Here is a 20,050-nt window from a genome sequence, read left to right on the forward strand (position 1 = left end):
AAGATATTGGCAAAAAATTAAAATAATTTGGCATAACATACAAATGAAATTAAAAAAAATTGATCCAGTTTTTCTAATAAGAGAAGATCGCGATAGATGATTATAGTTTTAGGAAATTTGTAACTAAAAAAGACATCTCATATTCTCTTTACTCCGGTATTGCCGGCTGAACAACCCTTTGTCGATAAGCCGAAAATGTGATATAATTGTCCGTTATGCAAACGGTACAAAGCGCGCTTGAAGCATACATACACGACCCCGCGGTTTTTTTTGTTTTTCCGACCGACATAGCCGCTTCTGCGTGGGCGGAATATGCGCTGCGCTTTGAAAAAGCGGTAGCTTTGGAACGCTTTACCGCATGGGACCGCTTTAAAAGCGAATCGATCCGTGCCGTACACCAAAATAAAAACAGTATTCCTTCGGTGCTCAGAAAACTTTTTGTACTTAATCTTTTAGAGCTGAATAAAACCGAGCATATATTTCATTCCCTCATTCCGGATTTTTATGCAGCTCACGCTTCCGGTTTTGCAGACTGGATTGCTTCGCTTTTGCCACAGCTTGCTTCGTGGGAAAAGCGGTACACGGCGCATGCCTCGGCTGCAGAGAAAAATTCCGCTTCAATCGAAAAAGACGGAACGGCAAGTGCGTATTTTGCCGATGCCGAAGACGCCGATTTATATGAGCTTAAAAAATGCTACAGCCGCTTTTTGGATGAACATAATTTATTTGAGCCTGCGTGGGAAATGCCGCCGTTTGAAAGCCGGGGCAATTCCTATGTTATCGTATATCCTGAAATTTTACAGGATTTTGACGAATACCGTACACTTTTGGAACAAAGCCCGTCGGTGAATCTTATTCACGTTCCGCAAAATCCGTCTGACGCTTTTTGCCGGTTTATTCCATGTGCAAGCGCTGCCGAAGAATTGCGCCGTGCAGCTCTTTTTATACGCTCTTTATGTACACCGGAAAACGGCAGAGCCGCTCTTGAATGGACCGATATTGCCGTAAGCGTTCCCGATACGGACACGCTGATTCCCTACGTGCTTAGAGAATTCTCCTTATACGATATTCCCGTTCAGCTTCGTTCGGGCAAAACTTTAAGCCGCTATCCTGCAGGTAAATTGTTTTCGCTTATAAAAAAGTGTGCCGACGAGGATTTTTCTTTTGAAACTTTGCGCTCTCTTTTATGCGACGCGTCTTTTCCATGGAAAGATACAACGGCGATACATCAACTTATTGAATTCGGCATACAAAACAACTGTATGTGTTCATACGATGGAACGGATATATGGGAAGAAGCATTTAAAAAAAATGGCGGAGAAGAGCGCTGCCGTGCGCTATACCGCTTGCTAAAAAAAGATATTGCTGCACTGAACGCTGCTTCTTCTTTTGAAAAAATTCGAGAGCGTTATTTTATATTTAAAAACGATTTTTTTACTGCCGGTGATTTTTTGCCGCAAGTCGACCTTATTCTCAGCCGCTGTATTGCCGAATTGGGAACTCTTATCGATATTGAGCGCTCGTACCCCGATGCAGCTTTTTGCCGTGAGCCTTTTGCTTTTTTTGTAAAACAGCTTGATTCAAAAGACTATGTGCAGCAAAGCACTGTGCGCGGCGTCAGCGTGTTTCCATACCGGCTGGCTGCAGGAGCACCTTTTAAACAACATATTGTATTAAACGCTTCGCAAAATGCGGTAAATGCCGTACATACGCCGCTTTCGTTTTTGCGCTCCGATAAACGGGCAAAGTTGGGTGTACAAGACAGCGATACGGGTGCACAGTTTGCCGTTTTGTATGCTTTGCACAGCGAACATCCTTTGTATGCAAGCTATGCTGAAAAAACTTTTACCGGCTATGCGTTAGCTCATGCGACTTTTAGCACATTGCTTCAAAAAACAAATCAGCCGTCCGATTCCGTATCACAGGATAAAACGCGCTCAAAAGCATCCTTTGCCGATGCTTTTGAAGCCGAACGTAATTTGTTTGCCTGCAATGTTTTAGAAACCGGTGTTTTAGACGCGGAAGCTTTTACCGGAAAAAAACCGAGCTTTATCCATTCAATACAAAAGACGGGCTTTGACGCGTGGTGCTCTCCTTTTGTACAAAAAAATGCGAGCGCGAACGGTACTGATGACAAGATCGCTGATTTTCCGCTTAAAATATTAAAACAGCGCATAGATTCTTTTGCCCGCGATTCTGCAAGCGGAAAAATACGCGTGTCGGCAAGCAGTTTAAACAGCTTTTATACTTGCCCGGTACAATGGCTTTTTTCGCGCGTACTGCGTATAAAAGAATATGAGCCTTCCGCGTCTTTGGCAGACGATGTATTTATCGGTACACTGTACCACGAAATAATAAAACGCGTGCTCAGTCAATTGCGTAATTCGACACAACTGCTGCAGTGGAAAAATGAAGTTCCGGCAAAACAAGTGCAGGATATTGAATACTTTACCCGTGAGGTTATAGAAGGCTTGCCGTCTTCTTGCGGTTTACCCAATGAGCTGAGCCCACTTACGGTGGAAATGCTTCACAGCCGCATTAAAACGATTGCAGATGTGCTGAGCAATTTTTTTGCCGAATTTACGGCATGGTTTTCAGGCTGTACGGTTGTGTCTGTTGAAGAAAGTTTGTCGCTGGAAAACGAACGGCAGATTTTGGAAGGAACGCTCGACTGCGTTTTGGAATGTACTGACGCTCAAAACGGAGATGACGGCTTGTACATAGTCGACTTTAAAACGGGTGCTATGCCTTCTTTTGCCGACTGCATAGTTCAGCCGCCTGACGGAGTATTGACGAACTTTCAGCTTGCAGCTTACATCCGTTTGTACGAAAGCATAAAGTGTTCGGGTAAACCCTGGGTAAACGGAGCGTTTTTTTTCAGTATACACCGCGCAGAAATTCAGCCCATAGTAGGTTCAGTGGTGTCGGCGGCAACGGGAAAAACCAAACCCTATCGGGCAAACGATATTTTAAGCAGAACTGAAGCGAATGCGCGCGGTTTTTCGGTAGACGATACGCTTCAAGCATTTGAACGCTCGGCAAACGATTACGTAAACGCGCTTTGCGATAAAAAGCTTACTTTGTTTACCGATTCCAAATGCCGAGGGTTTTTCCCTGACGGAACAAAAGTGCCGTACAAAACGTGCGCCGCTTGCGAATACAAAGCGCTGTGCCGAAAAACCTACGTTGTATCGGGGGCAAACGATGAGTGATGCGGCTGCTTTACATCCGTTTTTGGAACAAAAATTAAATGCAGAACAGCGCTGTGCGGTTGTGCAAAAAGACAATTGCGTTGTTTCGGCAGGCGCAGGTTCGGGAAAAACCTTTGTGCTTTCGCGCCGCTTTGCCCATCTGGTTGTCGATGAGGGTATGCCGGTAGACGGTATTTTAACGCTTACTTTTACCAATAAAGCCGCTTCGGAAATGTACGAGCGTATTTACAAAACACTTGCACAAACCGCTGAACACTGCGAGCCTGATAGTGAACAGTACCGGCGCGTTAAAACGGCTTTGGCGGATTTTCACAAAGCGCGCATACAAACGCTCGACTCGTATTGTGCATTTTTGCTTCGCACATCGGCACGCTTTTACGGTATTCGCCCCGATTTTACCGTAGACTGTGAAGCGGTGGATGAGTATGTGCAAAAGCAAGCGCTGTTATTTGCACTGGAGCACCGCAATAGCAATGCACTGAGGGTTTTAAGCGGTACGCAGGATATACACAAAACGGCATGCGATTTTTTTGCCGGCGCTGTGCTCAAGTATTCGGTCCTTGCTCATCCTTTTGATTTTAATTCTTTTATAGATAAGCAAATACAAAAACTTAAAAGTATGTGGGACTGTCAATCGCATATTGCAGAGCAAACGGAATTATGTCCCGAAGTGCCGGTGCGCGCCGCCGATATTGAACGCTATGTACAGCTTATGCGAGAAGAACGGCAAAGCGTTGTTTCCGGTACGCAAAACGCCGTGAACCGGCAAAGTGATTGGTCCGCAAATTTTGAACAACGCATGCTCTCTTTTTTTGATGAATTGTACGTTTTGCAAAAACAAAGCGCACGCGGAAAAAAAGGCAGCGCCGTTAAAACGCTTCGTTCGGCGTATGGTGTTTTATCGGGAATAGCGAATTATCTTTTGCACTTTGCCGATATGCTTGAATTGATTCCCTTGGTGGAACTTTTTGAACAGCGCATAAACGATTGGAAACGCTCATCGGGGATTCTCACCTTTGCCGACGTATCGTCTCTTGCGCTGCGCATTCTTATCGAACACCCCGATATACGGTGTGCGGAAAAAAAGCGCATTTCGGCAATTATGATTGACGAATTCCAAGATAATAATGAAGATCAACGCGATATGCTTTTTTTACTTGCCGAAAACCCGCAGCGTACGGAAAAATCCGTTCCCCGCGCACATGAATTATGCCCTGATAAATTGTTTTTTGTAGGGGATGAAAAACAGTCGATTTATTCTTTCCGCGGCGCTGATGTAGGCGTTTTCCGTAAACTTAAAAGTGATTTAAATGCTCAATCTTTGTTTCTTTCGGCAAATTACCGATCGTCTTTTTCTTTGGTGGCAGCGTTCAATTCGCTTTTCGGCGGTTTTTCGTATCCGGACAACACTTATAAAATACCGGGTGCTTATTCGGTGTTTATTCAAGATTACCAGTTGAACAGCGGCGAAAAGCTTCCGGCATTTGAAGCCGAATACACAAAAGTATGTCATCCCGAACAAAATGCGGACAAGCCGCCGCAATCGCTACACAGTTTGCAGAACGCTTCGACAAGTTCGGAGCTGTCACCAAGTTTGAACCGCACGGCACACAAATTGCAGGACGCTCCCATTCATGTGTGCGTGCTGGATACGGGAACAGATACTGCGGATAACGCGGACGCCAAAGGCGGTGCTCAAGACGATGAGTTTATCCGCAGCGAAGAAAACGAAGCGGTATTCGTCGCTGAAAAAATCGCTTCTTTGATACAAAGCAAACGCTACCGTGCACAAGACATTGCGGTTTTGTTCCGCTCGTATACTTCTCAGCTTGTGTACGAAAAACACCTTCGTTTGCGCGGCGTTCCGTACACGGCGGAAAACGTCGTGGGCTTTTTTGCCGATGCGCCGGTAAACGATATGTATTACTTTTTACGCCTTATTGTGTATCCGCAGGATTTACGTTCTTTTGCGGCTGTGCTTCGTTCGCCCTTTGTGCGTTTATCCGAGCGAGCCGTTCTTTTATGTTTGTCTGCGGCGCTTGAGCGCACAAAAAACGACGAGCATAGGGTATTGTTTTGTGCGGATAATGCCATCGCTTTAGAAGCGGACGATGCATACCGTTTTACTTTAGGCATGAGCCGTTACGAAAACTTACGCCGCCGCTGTGCCGCTTTATCCTGTGCCGAAACGGTAAATTTGCTCTGGTACAACGAAGGCTACCGCTTTGAAACGCTGTGGAATAAGGAAGGTATGCTGTTTTCTCAACTGTACGATTATCTGTATGAACTTGCGCGTTCAGCGGATAGCCGGGGAGAAACCTTAACCGATTTTGTAGAATACTTATCCGACTTGGAGCGGACACAGCGGCGGCTTGACGGTATGGACTTACCGCTAGAGCAAAAAAGCGCGGTGCGTCTTATGAGTATACACAAAAGCAAGGGACTTGAATTTCCGGTAGTATTTTTGTGCGGCACTTCATCGCGCGCAAAAACGGACACAAATACCGATAAAATGTACGCCGACAAAGAGTGGGGCATATCGTTTAATTTTCCGCCGCCGCGGGGTACAAAAGAGTGTACTAAAAACTTTTTCTTTGACTATATGGCTTGTTCGGCTGCACGCAAAAGCGATGCGGAATTGCGCCGTCTTTTGTATGTAGCGCTTACGCGTGCGGAAAAAGAATTGTACATAAGCGCTTCATATTCGCTAAATCAAAAAGCGCGCGATTTATTGGAAGCGGCGCAAAAAAATGGTTTTGACAACAATGCGGTGTCAAAATATATGTCCGAATACAGTTCGCAAGAGCTCTTTTGTGCGCAGCGTTTATGTGCGTTGTTCGACTCAAAAACCGAAACGGTAAAAAATGCCGAAAATCTTTTGGTAAAGCCTGAATTTTATGTGCCTAACGGAAGCTTTTTTGCTTTGCTTTTACCCTTTATTGCGTTTTTTTCGCGCAGCACGGACGGCTGTTGCCCGTTTACTCTTGAACTTATTCCCCGTATGAGTCGGCAAGATATAGCGCGCTTGTCTTCGGTAAAAAAAACGGCTTCGCTGCAGGATGTTCAAAAGCAACTTGCTTTCGTGTATAAAAACGTTCCCGTGTTAACCGCGCCTGTGTTACCCAGCCCGTACCGCAACCCCTCAAAGCTGTGCGAAACACTTTCTTCCGGTTTGTCGGATGTGCTTTCCGATGCATCAGAGGAGCTTATCGGAGCGCCGGACGTTTTTGCCGATGTATCAGAGGAGTATGTCGCATCGCCTGAACAAGGGCATGCGCAGTTTTCGGCACAAAAACGCTTGGCGGTAGATGACATCATTCAATCGATTCCAAACGGGGCGTTCGGTTACGAAGATTTTGGAACCATCGCCCACGCGTTTACCGAAGCCGCTTTTACGGGGAAAACAGTTCATATTCCCGCTGTTACCGCCGCCGCACTTAACACAAGTCAGCTTAAAACCGTAACCGAAACGGCTCAAAAAATGGCGGAAGGTTTTGTAAACTCTTCTTTGGGGCAAAAAGCAAAAAATGCCGTGTGGCGCAAAAACGAATATGCTTTTAAATTGCTGCTTACAAAGGCAAAAAACGGCGGGAAGCAAGACGGCTCTTATGTTATCGTAAACGGTACAATGGATTTGGTATACGAAAATAAAGACGGCAGTTTGGTTGTTGTAGATTTTAAAACCGATTTTTCGGAAAATCCCGAAAACCATATCGTTCAGCTTGCTTCGTACCGCCGTGCGGCTGCTCTTATGCGGCATAAAAATCCGTTGGACGTGCACTGCTTTTTATACTATTTTCGCACGGGACACGCGGTAGATATCAGCGCTCAAACCGAACAAGTCGACTTGGAAAAAATAGTTTTCGGATAAAGCTCTGGTCTGCTGGTACTATAAAGCACCGGTAAACAGTTAAACGGCGGGCAAGCGGTGAATTGCTTGTGATTTTATAATTCGCTTAACGGAATGTGGTACACACTTGCGCAATTATGACAAATGATTTCAAGCGGGTCATCTCCGTTTTGTTTTATATCGTTTAATTCCGCTGCGCTTAAATTACGCATTGCTTGAATATAGTGTTCTTTTGAACAGGAGCAGTCGAATATGATATCGCGTTCCAAAACCGCTTGCGGAGAAAATTCGCGGAACAAACCGTAAACAATATCTTCGCGTTTCCCGCCTTCGCTAAACCATTGCCCCAAAGGAGGGCAGGCAGAAAAAGCGCGCTCCATACGCACGATTGCATCTTCGGTATTTGCCGTATTTTTAACCGAGTGTCCGCCCGTTTCGGGCATAACTTGCATAAAAAGTCCGCCCGCACCGATAACGTTTCCCTTAGCGTCCATTTGTATGCTTGTATTAAACGCCGTATGAATTTGTTCCGATTGTTCAAAATACCAGGTTAAATCTTGCGCGATATTGCGGTGTTTTATTTCAACTACGCCGGTTTGGTTTTTGACTTTTTCCCCGTTTTTGCTTTCGGGGCAGCGCGTTACGCTAAGCGTACCGCTTCCGAAAAAAGGAGATAAATCCCAGCTTTCAAGCGGTTTTTCTATCGGGATGGGGTTTTGCAACAGTCTGCCGCGCACAAAGCCTGCCGAATTCGCTTCAACGGCAAAACCTGCAGCCGGTCCGTTTGTGTCGTAGCGGAATATCAAATGTTCGCGTCCTTTCATTGTTTGGATCATCAGTGCGGCGCACAAACTTGCTTGCCCTAGCACCATCGTTTCCAAAATGCCCAGTTTGTGCTGAAAGCGCATTTGGTTGACAAATGTACTTCCGTGAAACAGTGCGCCTCTAAATAGACCGTCTGCGGCAATAAAAACGGTCATACCGTCTTTTTCAAGGCTTTGTAACCGTACGAGCAGCTCTTTTCCTTCAATTTCGGCTTTTATCATAATGTTGTACCGGCAAAACCACACAAAATTGTGCCGTATTGCGCCGTCAACTTTTTTTGCCCGCCTGCACTAAGGTAACGGCTGAGGTGATGACGATGTCTTCGACCGAGCAGCCGCGCGACAAATCGCTTATCGGAGAAGCAAAGCCCTGCAAAATCGGACCGAACGCGTCGGCTCCCGCCAAGCGCTGTACCAATTTGTAGCCGATGTTTCCCGCGCCCAAATCGGGGAAGATGAGCGTGTTGACTTTACCGGTAATGGGGCTTCCCGGCGCTTTTTTTTCGGTAACCGAAGGGATGAGGGCGGCATCGGCTTGGATTTCTCCGTCGAGGCACAATGATGGAAACTTTTCTTTTGCGATGCGCACGCCTTCCTGCACGCGAAGTACGTTTTCGTCTTTACCGCCGGAGCCTTTGGTGCTGAACGACATCATCGCGACAACCGGCTCAACGCCGAGCATGGTGCGGCACGATTCGGCTGCAGCACCGGCTATATCGGCAAGCTGTTCGGATGTGGGGCAGGGGACGACTGCACAGTCGGAAAAAATCATAATACCGTCGGCGCCCCATTTGGAATTGTGCATATCCATAACAAAGCATGAGGATGCGGTTTTCATGCCCGGCGCCGTTCCGATAATCGTGAGGCCTGCGCGCAAAACGTCGGCGGTTGCCGAAAGCGCACCGGCTACCATTGCATCGGCTTTGTTTTTGCGCACCATCATGGCACCGAAACGGAGCGCGTTTTTCATATCGACGTGCGCTTGTTCCATCGTCATACCTTTTTTTGCGCGCAGTTCGCAGTACACGGCGGCAAAATCGTCGTGCCATTCGGAGTTTTCGGGGTCTATGATATTTATGCCCGCAAGCGAAACGCCTTTTGCTGCGGCGACTTTTTCTATGTCCGCTTTATTTCCGAGAAGCGTTACCGAAGCGGCAAGTTTTTCTTTTATAATTTGAGCGGCGGCCGCGACCGTGCGCTCTTCAGTGCCTTCGGGCAATACGAGCCGGTTTTGCAGTTCTCCGGCTTTTTTTTTCATTGCGTCTACAAAATTCATATGGGCATCCTTTATAACAGAGTTTTATCTATCATAATGCCGCACACCGATTTGTGCAAGAGCTGAGTTTTTAGCAGATGCTTTACGGAAGCTTGTAGTGTAGATTTTTGTGAAGAATGTGTACTATAATGTTAAGAACATAAATTAAGGAGGTTTTATGAAAACTGTATTGAAAATAACGGGAGCATTTTTTTTAGTTTGCGCCATATGTGTGTTTGTTGCTTGTCCGAATGCTGCAAACGAATTGGATGTTTCCGGTGCAGGAAATGGCGGAATAGGTGGAGAAGCTTCAGGCGGTAATGAAATTATACCACCTCCCGGCAAAAACTACACGGTAGAAGGTGTGAAATTTAGAATGAACGATATAAATGCGGTAACAAACAAAACTGTAGGACACGCCGATGAAGACAATAACAAACCGCATCCAATAAGCTTAAGCGCTTACCGAATAGCGGAAACCGAGGTAACTCAAGAGCTGTGGGAAAAAGTGATGGAAACCAATCCAAGTCATTTTAAGGGTGAACTTTTTCCGCCTGAAGAAAAAGAAGAGTAGAAAAAACGTCCGGTAGAGATGGTAACTTGGTTTGACTGTATTGCCTTTTGCAATGAACTTACTAAAAAAATACCAGAGTTGGGAGCAGACGAATGCGTGTACTATAGCGACAAAGCATTTACCACCGTGTACACAAAAGAGGATGCTAAAAATACTAAGAAGCCCTATCAAAACATAAATAAAAAAGGTTTTCGCCTGCCTACTGAGGCTGAATGGGAGTGGGCAGCCAAAGGCGGCAAAGAAGATAAATGGGCAGGAACAAATAAAAAAGAAAAACTTAAAAACTACGCGTGGTATTGGAATGATGACGGCGGGGATGCAAACGGTCAAACACACCAAGTAAAAAAGAAAGCTGCAAACGGCTATGGTCTGTACGATATGAACGGAAATGTGTGGGAGTGGTGCTGGGACTATTATAAAAATCCGCTGCCGGTTTCGTTACCGAAAGATTATACCGGTCCTGCTTTTGGCGGTTTTGGACATGTTAAACGCGGCGGCGCTTGGTCAAGCAAAGCGGAACGCTCTGCTTGTGCCTTTCGAACTTATAGCCTCAGCGAGGAGCAAAACGATCTGGGCTTACGCATAGTGTGCCGTCCGTAAAAACTACACCATATCGAATTGACGGCAGGCTTGAGTAATTGTGCTTTTGTCCGCCGTCCACAGCTTGTATTCGCTCATTCTCTTAAACGACATGCTGACGCTTTCTTTTTTATAGAACATGGGGCTGTGTACGAGTTTTATCCCGCATCAATTCTCCGCGCAATTCAAGGTCGTCCAAGATTTTTTTGTACATGGTTTCGTCGATTTTGTAGTACTTGCGGTACAACAAATAACTTGCGCCTATGCACAGCGGAGGAAAAAGAAGCATGGCAGTTTTCATCATTAAAAGACCGCCGATGCTGACATCTTCGGCTGAGATCGCTTCTTTTATGCCGGAAACGATGATAACGGCGCTGACTATGCTGCTTCCGAGCGCGTTTGAAAATTTGCTTATAAACGGCTGCAGCGAAAACGAAATGCTGTCGTTGCGTTTGCCGAGTTTCCAATGTCCGTAATCAACACAATCTGCAAGAAACATAAACATCATAAGCTGAATAAACGCTTCGCCTACAAAAATCAAAATGCCTGCAATGCCAATAAAAATCATCGTGTGTACCGGAGCGAAAAAAAACAGCACATAGCCGGTTAACACCATACAGGTTGCCAAGGTAAATACGGTTTTTCGTACAAAGAATTTGCTTAGTAAGGGAAAGATTGAAAGAGCTGTAATTTGCGAAAGTCCCAAAACAACTGCAAATACCGAATACATACGCTCGTCGCCGTATGCATACTTAAAAAAGTACAATCCGAATCCGGTAGTTGTTGTATAGCCGGTCATAAATAGCGTCATTAAAAGTGCCGTAAAAATAAGCTGGTCGTTTCCGGCAATTATGTGCAGCAATTCGGTAAGGGTAGTGCGGTTTTGTTCTTTTGTTATCTTTGGTTCTATTACGCCGATTAAAGTAATGCTTTGAGTAAGCCACATGGAAATTGCAGTGATGACGGCAAAAACAAAATAAGCCTTTGTAAGGCTCCCCGTTTTATTGCTTAAAAACGCGGTAAGGGGTACAATGCTTGCAACTACGGAAAAAAGCCCGATATTGGCACACAGGCGTGCGACGGCACCGATTTTTTCCCTTTCTTTTTGGTCGACGCTTAAAGCAGGAAGCATAGACCAATAGCTTATATCGTTTGTTGTAAAAGTAATTCCCCACAAAAGATACACGACGGCAAAAAATACCGTATAAGCGCTGCCGCTGACTTTAAAATCGCTAAACAGCAAAATCGTTAAAATGCCTGACGTAAAAGCGCCGAAAGCAATCCACGGTTTAAACTTGCCGAATTTGGTTTTGGTATTGTCGACTATTAACCCCATAACGGGATCATTGCATGCGTCGAAAATACGTGCAGCGAAGATAATAAAGGTAATATGCCACAAAATTCGGGTTGGAACGCAAATAACGTCAGTCATATAAAAAATTAAATACATATTCACCAGCGCATACACCATATCGCGCCCGATAGTTCCCAAGCCGAATGTCCAACGGTTTCGTTTCATTGTAGCACCCCTTTTTATACAGGCACTTTTATTATAGCACGTTTTTTCCTATTGACCAATCGGTTAAAACAAGCTATCCTATGGCAAATAGTTGTGTTCGGCAAAACTGTGCCGAATTTTATATAACGGAGTTTTGTTTATGATTTTCCCTTTAGAGGAATTGGTACAGTTTACGGATAACATATACGAAATAACGTGTGCCGCCAGCCGCCGCGCGTATCAACTTTCTATGGTAAAAGATGCCATAATCGAAGAAAACGACGGCAAAGTGGTATCGCTTGCCGCCCGCCAGCTTTTTTCCAAACAGGTTGAATACCGAATCGAAGCGTAAAACCGTCGTCGTTATTTGCGCGCCGACGGCGTGCGGAAAAACTTCTTTTGCCGAAGCACTTTTTGCAGACGGTTCATCTTCTCCTTTTGCCGGCAAAGCCGAAATTATCAGTGCGGATTCCATGCAAGTGTACCGCGGTTTTAACATTGGAACGGCAAAAGCATCTGCAGATTTGTGCAAACGTCTTCCCCATCATCTTATAGATATTTGTTCTCCCTGCGATCAGTTCGGCGCAGGCGATTTTGTACGCGAAGCGCTTTTTTGCTGTAAACTCATATACGAGCGCGGTAAGCTGCCGGTTATCCTCGGCGGCACGGGTTTTTACATACGGAATTTTATTTACGGACTTCCGCCGACCCCGCGAGCGGACGATCAAGTACGGCGCAAAATCGCCGAGCGGATGGAAGCCGAAGGTGCGCAAAAGCTGTGGGACGAGCTGTACGTAGTGGATCCTGAAAGCGCAAAAAAAATACATATACACGATGAGTACCGCATAAAGCGTGCTTTGGAAGTGTGTGCGGCAAGCGGTAAAAAACGAAGCGATTTTGCCTTAAAACCGGTTGCGCGCAACGGCTTTCGTTTTTTGATTTTGTCGCTGCAAAGAAGCCGCGCCGAGCTGTACGAAAGAATAAACGAACGTGTAGAGTCCATGTTTTCTCAAGGTCTTGAAGATGAAGTGCGTTCGTTAATTGCTGCAGGCTGCCGTTCTTCCATGCCGGCTATGCAGGCTATAGGTTACCGCGAGTTTTTTACTGCTGACGGAGTATTTAACGAAAGTACCGAAAATGTAAAAGAACGTATTAAAAAAAACAGCCGCTTATATGCAAAACGTCAGCAAACTTTTTTTAAATCTTTTACGGACGCCGTCCTTTTACCTGCCGAAGATACAGCAGGCGGCATAAAGAAAATCGGCGAATTTTTACAATGAATGTGCAGCAAGAATGTGCAACATACTTGACGCGCACTTAAAATTCAGTCATAATACTGCCAGTTTTCAAATAAAATAAGGAGTGCTGTTGTGCCCTGTGGTAAAAAGAGAAAGCGTCAAAAGATAGCCACTCACAAGCGGAAAAAAAAGCTCAGAAGAAATCGGCATAAAAACAAATAGCTTTGTGTTATTCTATTGACTATGCAACGAGAAGGCCGCTCATCCGGTAGCCGTGTTACCGGCTGCGGTCTTTTTTTTAGCTCGGTACCTAAAGCCGGCTTTTACGAGGAGATGTTTTACGCTGCTGGAAAAAATAAGCGGACCTCAGGATTTAAAACACCTTAGTATCGAAGAACTGAAACGCTTGTCGCAAGAAATAAGATGTCGCATTATAGACGTGGTAACTCGTACCGGCGGACATCTTGCCAGCAATTTAGGCGTCGTCGAATTAACCGTTGCGCTGCACGCGGTATTCGACAGCCCTTCCGACGCTCTGATTTGGGATGTCAGTCATCAATGTTATGCGCATAAACTGCTTACCGGACGCTTTGAGCGCTTTGATACGCTCCGACAAAAAGACGGTCTTTCCGGTTTTACCAAACATGCGGAAAGCGATCATGATTGGTTTGATGCAGGGCATGCGTCTACATCCATTTCATCGGCTCTCGGTTTATTGGTCGGCCGCAGGCTTTTAGACTGTGAAGGTAAAGTTATTGCCGTTATCGGAGACGGAGCGCTTACCGGCGGTATGGCGATGGAAGCTTTGTCGCATGCCGGACAGCTTGCAAAAGATGCGGTGGTTATTTTAAACGACAATCAAATGTCGATTAACGACAATACCGGCGCACTGTCACGTTATTTAAGCCGCTTAACCGCTACCGCAGAATATCAAACGTTCCGATTCAATTTTGACCGATTGGCTAAAAAAATCCCGTTTATCGGCAAAGCTTTTATCAATTTAATAGTCCGCATAAAACGCGCTGTAAAAGGATTTGTATTCCATAATAACTTTTTTTCTGATTTGGGTTTTGAATACGTAGGACCGCTGAACGGCCACGATATAGAGCAAATGATCGGCGTGTTTCGCAAAGTAAAAAAAATAAACCGTCCCGTAGTTATTCATTTAATTACCAAAAAGGGAAAAGGCTATGCTCCTGCCGAACAAAACCCCGCTTTATATCACGGTGTAAACGCAGGCGGCGCAAAAGCCGAGCGTCCGACTTTTACTGCGGTTTTTGCCGAAGCAATTGTCCGTGCGGCAAAAAAAGACAAACGCATTGTTGCCGTAACGGCTGCTATGACCGACGGCACCGGTTTAACCGAATTTGAAAAATGTTTTCCCGAGCGCTTTTTTGACGTCGGCATTGCCGAACAGCACGCCGTAACCTTTGCAGGCGGTTTAGCCCGTGCAGGCTTAAAACCGGTGGTGGCTATTTATTCTACGTTTATTCAGCGCGCCGTCGATCAGCTTATTCATGATATCGCTTTACAAAACATTCCCGCAGTATTTATGCTCGACCGTTCCGGTCCCGTTCCCGACGACGGTGAAACACACCAAGGTGTGTTTGACATATCGCTTTTGCGCCCCGTACCGAACGTATCGCTTTTAGCGCCGGCTACGCAGCGGGAATTGGAACTGTGTTTTGAATGGGCGCTCGCACAAAAAACTCCCACGGTTATACGCTATTCTAAAGGCGAATGTCCGGAACAAACCGACTCGTGTTCTCAAAGTGTTTGCACGGGGCGCGGCGTATTGCTTACGGACGGCGCGCCGGCAAAAGACAAAGTGCTGCTCGTGTGCACCGGCGGTATTTTTTCCGAAACAAAACAAGCTGCCGACGAATTAAAAAAATACGGCAAAAGCGCCGATATCTACAATTTGCGTTTTTTAAAACCGCTCGATAAAGATTGGTTTTTGTCCGTAGCCGCGCCCTATGAGCGCGTGCTTTTTATAGAAGACGGTATACGGATCGGCGGCATAGGAACATATTTGGAATCTTTGCTTGACCGCCGGCTTCCGGGGAAAAAAACGGGAGTAAGCGGTTTCCCCGACCGTTTTTTTGCGCAAGGAAGCCGCAATCAAATTTTATGCGATGCGCATTTGGACGGTGTTTCTTTGGCGCAAAAAGCGCTGCGTTTGTGGGAGTAACCGATGGCAGGAATTATGAATACAGCAAACAGCATATATGGACAAAGCTTACAGGATACAAAAAGTTTTTTCCCGCTTCCTTTAGTACTTGCCGACCGCACGATTACAACAAAGCGCAGCGCGTATGTTATGTCTATCGTTAATTGCACGCCGGATTCTTTTTGGAAAGACTCACGCTGTTTTGAAACTCATAAAGCGGCTGAACGCGTTCTTGAACATTTTGAACAGGGGGCAGACATCGTCGATATCGGCGGCGAATCAACCCGGCCGCATTCGGTATACGTAAGCGAAGACGAGCAAATACAGCGTGTCGTACCCGTTATAGAAGAAGTCCGCCGACATTCAAACGGGGTGTTATCGGTTGATACGCGGACTCGTGCGGTAATGCAAGCGGCACGCCAAGCCGGTGCCGATATTTTAAACGATGTGGCAGCTTTGGAAGATGACAAAACTTTGGCACAGTGGGCGGCAAAAGAAAATATACCGGTTGTGCTTATGCACAAAAGAGGAATCCCGCTTGTAATGCAAAACAATACATGTTATACCGATGCTGTTCAGGATATTGCTTTATACCTTGCAAAACGGGTACAATATGCAATAGAGCAGGGGATTGCAAGCGATAAAATTATTATCGATCCGGGAATCGGTTTTGCAAAAGATGTGCAGGCAAACTTAAACCTTGTTAAAGCCGGTACGTTTTTTTTGAATGCGGTAAAAAAACACTGCCGGATAAGCATTGCGCATGCCCTTATCGGTGTGTCGCGCAAAAGCTTTATCGGCGAAATAACCGGAAAGGATGTTGAACGACGATTAGCAGGAACTTTAGCCGTTTCTTTTGCAGCGGTACAAAACGGATATACCATACTGCGCGCTCACGATACTGCGGAAACGGTTGATATGCTGCAAGTACTCGATGCTTTGCGCCGTACGCAAACGCCTATAATAGAGGAATGATATGAACGCCTTTGAAAAATTGCCTGAATTATACGCATATATTCGTCCGCTAGTTGATATCGGAATTCTGGCATTTATTTTATACAAAGTGTACGGTATTATCGTAAAAACACAAAGCTTACAAATTATAAAATTCGGCTTTATGCTGTTGGTAGCTTACGGACTTGCATTGTTCCTTGATTTATCAACTTTGCGCTGGATATTGAATTTATTGGCGCCAGGTGTATTAATCGGTTTTGCCATTGTTTTTCAGCCGGAATTGCGAAAAATAGTATTCAAATTGGGACAAACGGAGTGGTTTAAATTCCGTAACAGAACAAAACATACGTACATAGATTCCGTTTTAATTGCTGCGGAAATGCTTTCAAAACAAAAACGCGGTATGCTTGCCGTTTTTGCCCGAAAAACTTCGCTTAAAGATATTAGCGATACCGGTACCTATTTGAATGCAGACCTTACTTCGGGCTTACTGGTTACCATTTTCGGTCACGACACCCCGCTGCACGACGGAGCGGCAATTATTCAAAACGGAAAGCTGTTGGCGGCAGGCTGTTTTTTACCGCTTTCCGAACAATACGATATACGCAAAACCTTCGGTACGCGCCACCGCGCCGCACTCGGTTTATCTGAGGCAACCGATGCGGTTATACTCGTCGTATCGGAAGAAAGCGGTGCAATCAGTTTAGCTTACGATTCGCATTTACATTACGATTTAACAACCGAACAATTGACCGGTACTCTTGAAACCCTTTTGGATATTACCGCCGAATCGGTTACGCAGGAGGACAATATATGAGCATGCAGGATTTTTATACCCGCTTTTTTTCGAATTGGGCTGCAAAATTGGTTTCCATTGCGGTCGCCGTTTTATTGTATTTTTCGTATCAAATTTTATCGCTCGATACAAAGTCGTTTTCGGTTTCGCTGCAAGTGCGTGAAAGCGGTGTTTTTTCGCTTTCCGATGACCCGCCTTCATTTGTCCGCGTTACGGTGAGGGGAAAAGCCGAGCAAATCGCCGCCGTGCGCAAAAGCGATATCAAAGCGTATGTGGACGCAAGCACGGTGGTAAACGAAGGAGTTGCCTATCTTCCGGTAAAGCTTGCACTTGCCGATTATTTTACTTTGATAGATCCGCTTGATGTGCAAGTTAAACCGCATATGCTTTCTCTTGCATTTGAAGCTTCCGATTCTAAAATAGTGCCGATAAAACCGCTTTTTTCGGATGCGGTGCCGCAAGGCTACGAAGTGCGTTCGTGGAAAATTACTCCGGCGAATGTAAAAGTAAGCGGACCTAAATCGGCGATAAGCGCACTTGAGTACGTATACAGCGAAGCGCTTAGTTTAAGCGGTAAAAAAGCAAGTTTTTCTTCACCTTTAAAAATCGGCACTGTTGCCGAGCGGTTAACGGTTGAAAAACCTGCAAAAATAGTTATTGCAGTCGATATCGGCACTCAATCGGCACAACGCACTTTTACCGATGTGTCGGTCAAACCTTTGAATTTGGCTTCTTCGCTGGTAATTGTACACCCGCTTAAAACGGTAAATTTGGTTTTATCCGGAAACAAAACCGAATTGGATTCTTTTACTCTGTCGGAGCAAGCAGTTCAAGCGGATTTTACCGATGTGGATAAGCCGGGTACGTACACGGTGCCGCTTCGGGTAAACGTTCCGGATGCATTTTCTCCGGTTGATATAAGCGAAACTTCTTTGGAAGTTGAAGTTGCCGAAGCGGAAAAAGTCGGAAAAGTGCGCATGCGTTCGCCGAAAGAAAAACGGGCGGTGTAAAAATGATTACGGGATGCGGTATCGATATTGTTGAAGTACAGCGCTTTACCGGTTGGCTTAAAAAACCGGATCTGGTGAAGCGTTTTTTTCACCAAGATGAAGCATCATACGTTTGGGAAAGAGGTACGGACAAAGGAAAAACCGAAAGTTTGGCATCGCGCTTTGCTGCAAAAGAAGCCTTTGCCAAAGCGCTGGGCACAGGATTTACCGGTTTAAAACTTACCGATATGTGCGTACATCGCGATAAAAACGGAAAACCTTGTATGAGCGTATACGGGACGGCATTGCGAGCGTTAAAAAAAAACGGAGCTTGCCGTATTCATCTTTCCTTAAGTCACGAAAAATGCTACGCTGTAGCGCAAGTAATATTGGAAAGCGGCGAATAGGCATAAAAGGAGCTGGGCGTGAACCGTTATAAAAAGAAAACCGAACAAAAAAAACTGTCGGTTTCGTTTTATTCAAAACAAAAGGTGCATTGTCCTTTTTGTAAAAAGGAATTTTCACGCGAAGAAATGCTTTCAGGCGGCGGCCGTATGCAAGCCGGAGAGTTAACCGACGAGTTGCGCAGAATATTTGAACCGTCAAAAAAATTCGGTCCCGTATATCCGATGATTTATTCGATTGCGGCATGCCCAACTTGCCATGCGGCTTTGTTTTGGAATGATTTTGAACATTTTGCCGACGAAAAAACTGAAAGCGCCGTTGCCGATACCGAAGAAAATAGAAAAAAAGCAGTAAATACGATTTTTCCGTTTTATGATTTAAAACGCCAGCGCACTTTGCTCGACGGCGCGGCAGCATACTACCTTGCTTTGTTGTGCTACGAACAGCTTCCGCACGTGTATTCGCCGACTATAAAAAAAGCGCAAATAGCTTTACGTCTTGCATGGCTTTCGGGCGATTTAAACGCTTTATGCCCCGATCGCGGCTATGATTACATACAACAGCGTTTTTACCGTAAAGCTTTGTTTTTGTATCAAGAAGCACTCGACTGCGAAATAAACCGAATTGAAGACATCACCCTTATAGGAAACTTCGGTCCGGACATCGATAAAAACTACGGGTACGACGGCGTTATTTATTTGTGCGGTATTTTGGAATACAAATACGGTCAGCGCAAAAACGCGCACGAACGGCTGCAAAAAATAGGCGAATACAAACGCGCCATTGCACGCATATTCGGTTTAGGTAAATCGTCTAAAAATAAACCGAGTCCGCTTTTGGAACATTCGCGCAATTTGTACGACAATTTAACCGCCGAATTGCAAGAAGCAAACGTGCTTGACTTTGACGACGACGATTGATGAATGCGTAATATTTTGCTTACAGTGTCGTACGACGGAACTCGCTTTTGCGGCTGGCAAAAACAGCAGGGCGTGCGCACGGTTCAAGAAGAAATCGAAAAAGCTTTGACTTTTATTCATAAACAGCCGGTTGTATTATACGGTTCCGGACGCACCGATTCGGGAGTGCATGCCGCCGCACAAAAAGCAAATTTTTTTTCGCCGCTGGACGGTATTCCGACACAAAATTACGTGCGTGCGCTTAACGGATTGCTGCCCTGCGATATACGCATACACTGTGCCGAAGAAAAAGACGCCGCCTTTAATGCACGCTTTAGTGCGGTAAACCGTACTTACCGCTATTTTTTTTATACCGGAAAAATACCTGCCGCATGGGAAATGCCTTATGTGTGGCATTTGTACCGCAGCCCGGATATTTTTGTGTTAAACCGCATGGCAGGCATTTTGCACGGAGAAACGGATTGTTCGACTTTTTGCGCTGCAGGAGATAAAAGTCTTTCCAAAAGCCGCTTTATTGAGCGCGCACATTTTTTTATGCAAAACGAAAAATTGGTGTTTGAAATTTGTGCAAACGCTTTTTTGTGGAAAATGGTGCGCTCGTTAACCGGAACGATGATTGAATTGGAAGCAAAAGGCTTTGACGAAAAAGAATTCCGATCGGTTTTGGAAAGCAAAGACAGAAAGCGTGCGGGGCTTACCGCTCCGGCACAAGGGCTTTTTCTATGGAACGTATGCTTTGAAGGAAAACGCGTTCACGTGTAGTGTAAATGTTGTTCCAAAAAATAC

At 45.4% G+C, this 20,050-nt stretch carries 16 protein-coding genes; 13 read left to right on the top strand and 3 right to left on the bottom strand.

From position 1 onward, the window contains the following. The first annotated feature begins 215 nt into the window (after positions 1–215). Both HMPREF9193_RS06260 and HMPREF9193_RS06265 read left to right on the top strand, forming a co-directional pair. Positions 216–3,212, top strand: coding sequence for a PD-(D/E)XK nuclease family protein (locus HMPREF9193_RS06260; RefSeq protein ID WP_021687244.1), 2,997 nt, complete (start codon positions 216–218; stop codon positions 3,210–3,212). Beyond that, a complete protein-coding gene (locus HMPREF9193_RS06265) occupies positions 3,205–7,083 on the top strand; it encodes a UvrD-helicase domain-containing protein (RefSeq protein WP_021687245.1) in 3,879 nt (1,292 codons plus the stop codon). Before HMPREF9193_RS06260 ends, HMPREF9193_RS06265 begins: the two co-directional genes overlap by 8 nt. 74 nt (positions 7,084–7,157) lie before the next feature. On the opposite strand, the gene HMPREF9193_RS06270 is transcribed toward HMPREF9193_RS06265, so the two are convergent. After that, positions 7,158–8,108 carry an Hsp33 family molecular chaperone HslO gene (locus tag HMPREF9193_RS06270; protein ID WP_021687246.1) on the bottom strand — a complete coding sequence of 317 codons (951 nt, stop codon included), beginning with the start codon at positions 8,106–8,108 and terminating at the stop codon, positions 7,158–7,160. A 46-nt stretch (positions 8,109–8,154) separates the two neighbouring features. Beyond that, positions 8,155–9,162, bottom strand: coding sequence for a phosphate acetyltransferase (gene pta / locus HMPREF9193_RS06275; protein WP_021687247.1), 1,008 nt, complete (start codon positions 9,160–9,162; stop codon positions 8,155–8,157). Between the two features lie 157 nt (positions 9,163–9,319). On the opposite strand from pta, the gene HMPREF9193_RS11175 reads away from it, so the two are divergent. Then, entirely contained in the window at positions 9,320–9,715 is a 396-nt protein-coding gene (locus HMPREF9193_RS11175) for a hypothetical protein (RefSeq protein ID WP_021687248.1), read from the top strand. An 18-nt stretch (positions 9,716–9,733) separates the two neighbouring features. Continuing rightward, the gene (locus HMPREF9193_RS11180; protein WP_021687249.1) at positions 9,734–10,315 is read left to right on the top strand and encodes a formylglycine-generating enzyme family protein; all 582 of its coding nucleotides are present in this window, start codon (positions 9,734–9,736) and stop codon (positions 10,313–10,315) included. 109 nt (positions 10,316–10,424) lie between these two features. On the opposite strand, the gene HMPREF9193_RS06285 is transcribed toward HMPREF9193_RS11180, so the two are convergent. Next, on the bottom strand, positions 10,425–11,813 hold the full coding sequence (locus HMPREF9193_RS06285) for a glycoside-pentoside-hexuronide (GPH):cation symporter (RefSeq protein WP_021687250.1): 1,389 nt from the start codon (positions 11,811–11,813) through the stop codon (positions 10,425–10,427). 139 nt (positions 11,814–11,952) lie between these two features. On the opposite strand from HMPREF9193_RS06285, the gene HMPREF9193_RS06290 reads away from it, so the two are divergent. From HMPREF9193_RS06290 to truA, 9 genes are all read left to right on the top strand, one after another. Beyond that, complete coding sequence (locus HMPREF9193_RS06290) at positions 11,953–12,144, top strand: DNA-directed RNA polymerase subunit omega (protein ID WP_040847691.1); 192 nt, start codon at positions 11,953–11,955, stop codon at positions 12,142–12,144. Further along, the gene (gene miaA, locus HMPREF9193_RS06295) at positions 12,122–13,072 is read left to right on the top strand and encodes a tRNA (adenosine(37)-N6)-dimethylallyltransferase MiaA (protein WP_040847692.1); all 951 of its coding nucleotides are present in this window, start codon (positions 12,122–12,124) and stop codon (positions 13,070–13,072) included. Before HMPREF9193_RS06290 ends, miaA begins: the two co-directional genes overlap by 23 nt. 301 nt (positions 13,073–13,373) lie before the next feature. Next, positions 13,374–15,221 carry a 1-deoxy-D-xylulose-5-phosphate synthase gene (gene dxs / locus HMPREF9193_RS06300; RefSeq protein ID WP_040847803.1) on the top strand — a complete coding sequence of 616 codons (1,848 nt, stop codon included), beginning with the start codon at positions 13,374–13,376 and terminating at the stop codon, positions 15,219–15,221. Positions 15,222–15,224: 3 nt separating this feature from the next. Beyond that, positions 15,225–16,175, top strand: a complete 951-nt coding sequence (gene folP / locus HMPREF9193_RS06305) for a dihydropteroate synthase (RefSeq protein WP_021687254.1) — start codon at positions 15,225–15,227, stop codon at positions 16,173–16,175. A gap of 1 nt (position 16,176) precedes the next feature. Next, positions 16,177–16,971 carry a diadenylate cyclase CdaA gene (gene cdaA / locus HMPREF9193_RS06310; RefSeq protein ID WP_021687255.1) on the top strand — a complete coding sequence of 265 codons (795 nt, stop codon included), beginning with the start codon at positions 16,177–16,179 and terminating at the stop codon, positions 16,969–16,971. Beyond that, a complete protein-coding gene (locus HMPREF9193_RS06315) occupies positions 16,968–17,960 on the top strand; it encodes a CdaR family protein (RefSeq protein WP_021687256.1) in 993 nt (330 codons plus the stop codon). The genes cdaA and HMPREF9193_RS06315 overlap by 4 nt, the downstream gene beginning before the upstream one ends. Positions 17,961–17,962: 2 nt before the next feature. Beyond that, on the top strand, positions 17,963–18,346 hold the full coding sequence (locus HMPREF9193_RS06320) for a holo-ACP synthase (protein ID WP_021687257.1): 384 nt from the start codon (positions 17,963–17,965) through the stop codon (positions 18,344–18,346). Positions 18,347–18,364: 18 nt separating this feature from the next. Further along, positions 18,365–19,264 (top strand): DUF2225 domain-containing protein, encoded by a 900-nt coding sequence (locus tag HMPREF9193_RS06325; protein WP_021687258.1) that lies wholly within the window; start codon positions 18,365–18,367, stop codon positions 19,262–19,264. A 3-nt stretch (positions 19,265–19,267) separates the two neighbouring features. Continuing rightward, entirely contained in the window at positions 19,268–20,026 is a 759-nt protein-coding gene (gene truA, locus HMPREF9193_RS06330; protein ID WP_021687259.1) for a tRNA pseudouridine(38-40) synthase TruA, read from the top strand. The last annotated feature ends 24 nt before the right edge of the window (positions 20,027–20,050 follow it).

The sequence above is a fragment of the Treponema lecithinolyticum ATCC 700332 genome, from assembly GCA_000468055.1.
GTDB lineage: Bacteria > Spirochaetota > Spirochaetia > Treponematales > Treponemataceae > Treponema_C > Treponema_C lecithinolyticum.

Bases quoted from the DNA above. Each gene is read 5' to 3' on its own strand.
- HMPREF9193_RS06315 (WP_021687256.1), top strand. From the start codon at position 16,968: ATGAGCATGCAGGATTTTTATACCCGCTTTTTTTCGAATTGGGCTGCA.
- HMPREF9193_RS06285 (WP_021687250.1), bottom strand. From the start codon at position 11,813: ATGAAACGAAACCGTTGGACATTCGGCTTGGGAACTATCGGGCGCGAT.
- HMPREF9193_RS06320 (WP_021687257.1), top strand. From the start codon at position 17,963: ATGATTACGGGATGCGGTATCGATATTGTTGAAGTACAGCGCTTTACC.
- HMPREF9193_RS06265 (WP_021687245.1), top strand. From the start codon at position 3,205: ATGAGTGATGCGGCTGCTTTACATCCGTTTTTGGAACAAAAATTAAAT.
- HMPREF9193_RS06260 (WP_021687244.1), top strand. From the start codon at position 216: ATGCAAACGGTACAAAGCGCGCTTGAAGCATACATACACGACCCCGCG.
- folP (WP_021687254.1), top strand. From the start codon at position 15,225: ATGGCAGGAATTATGAATACAGCAAACAGCATATATGGACAAAGCTTA.
- cdaA (WP_021687255.1), top strand. From the start codon at position 16,177: ATGAACGCCTTTGAAAAATTGCCTGAATTATACGCATATATTCGTCCG.
- HMPREF9193_RS06270 (WP_021687246.1), bottom strand. From the start codon at position 8,108: ATGATAAAAGCCGAAATTGAAGGAAAAGAGCTGCTCGTACGGTTACAA.
- pta (WP_021687247.1), bottom strand. From the start codon at position 9,162: ATGAATTTTGTAGACGCAATGAAAAAAAAAGCCGGAGAACTGCAAAAC.
- truA (WP_021687259.1), top strand. From the start codon at position 19,268: ATGCGTAATATTTTGCTTACAGTGTCGTACGACGGAACTCGCTTTTGC.
- HMPREF9193_RS11175 (WP_021687248.1), top strand. From the start codon at position 9,320: ATGAAAACTGTATTGAAAATAACGGGAGCATTTTTTTTAGTTTGCGCC.
- HMPREF9193_RS06290 (WP_040847691.1), top strand. From the start codon at position 11,953: ATGATTTTCCCTTTAGAGGAATTGGTACAGTTTACGGATAACATATAC.
- HMPREF9193_RS11180 (WP_021687249.1), top strand. From the start codon at position 9,734: ATGGTAACTTGGTTTGACTGTATTGCCTTTTGCAATGAACTTACTAAA.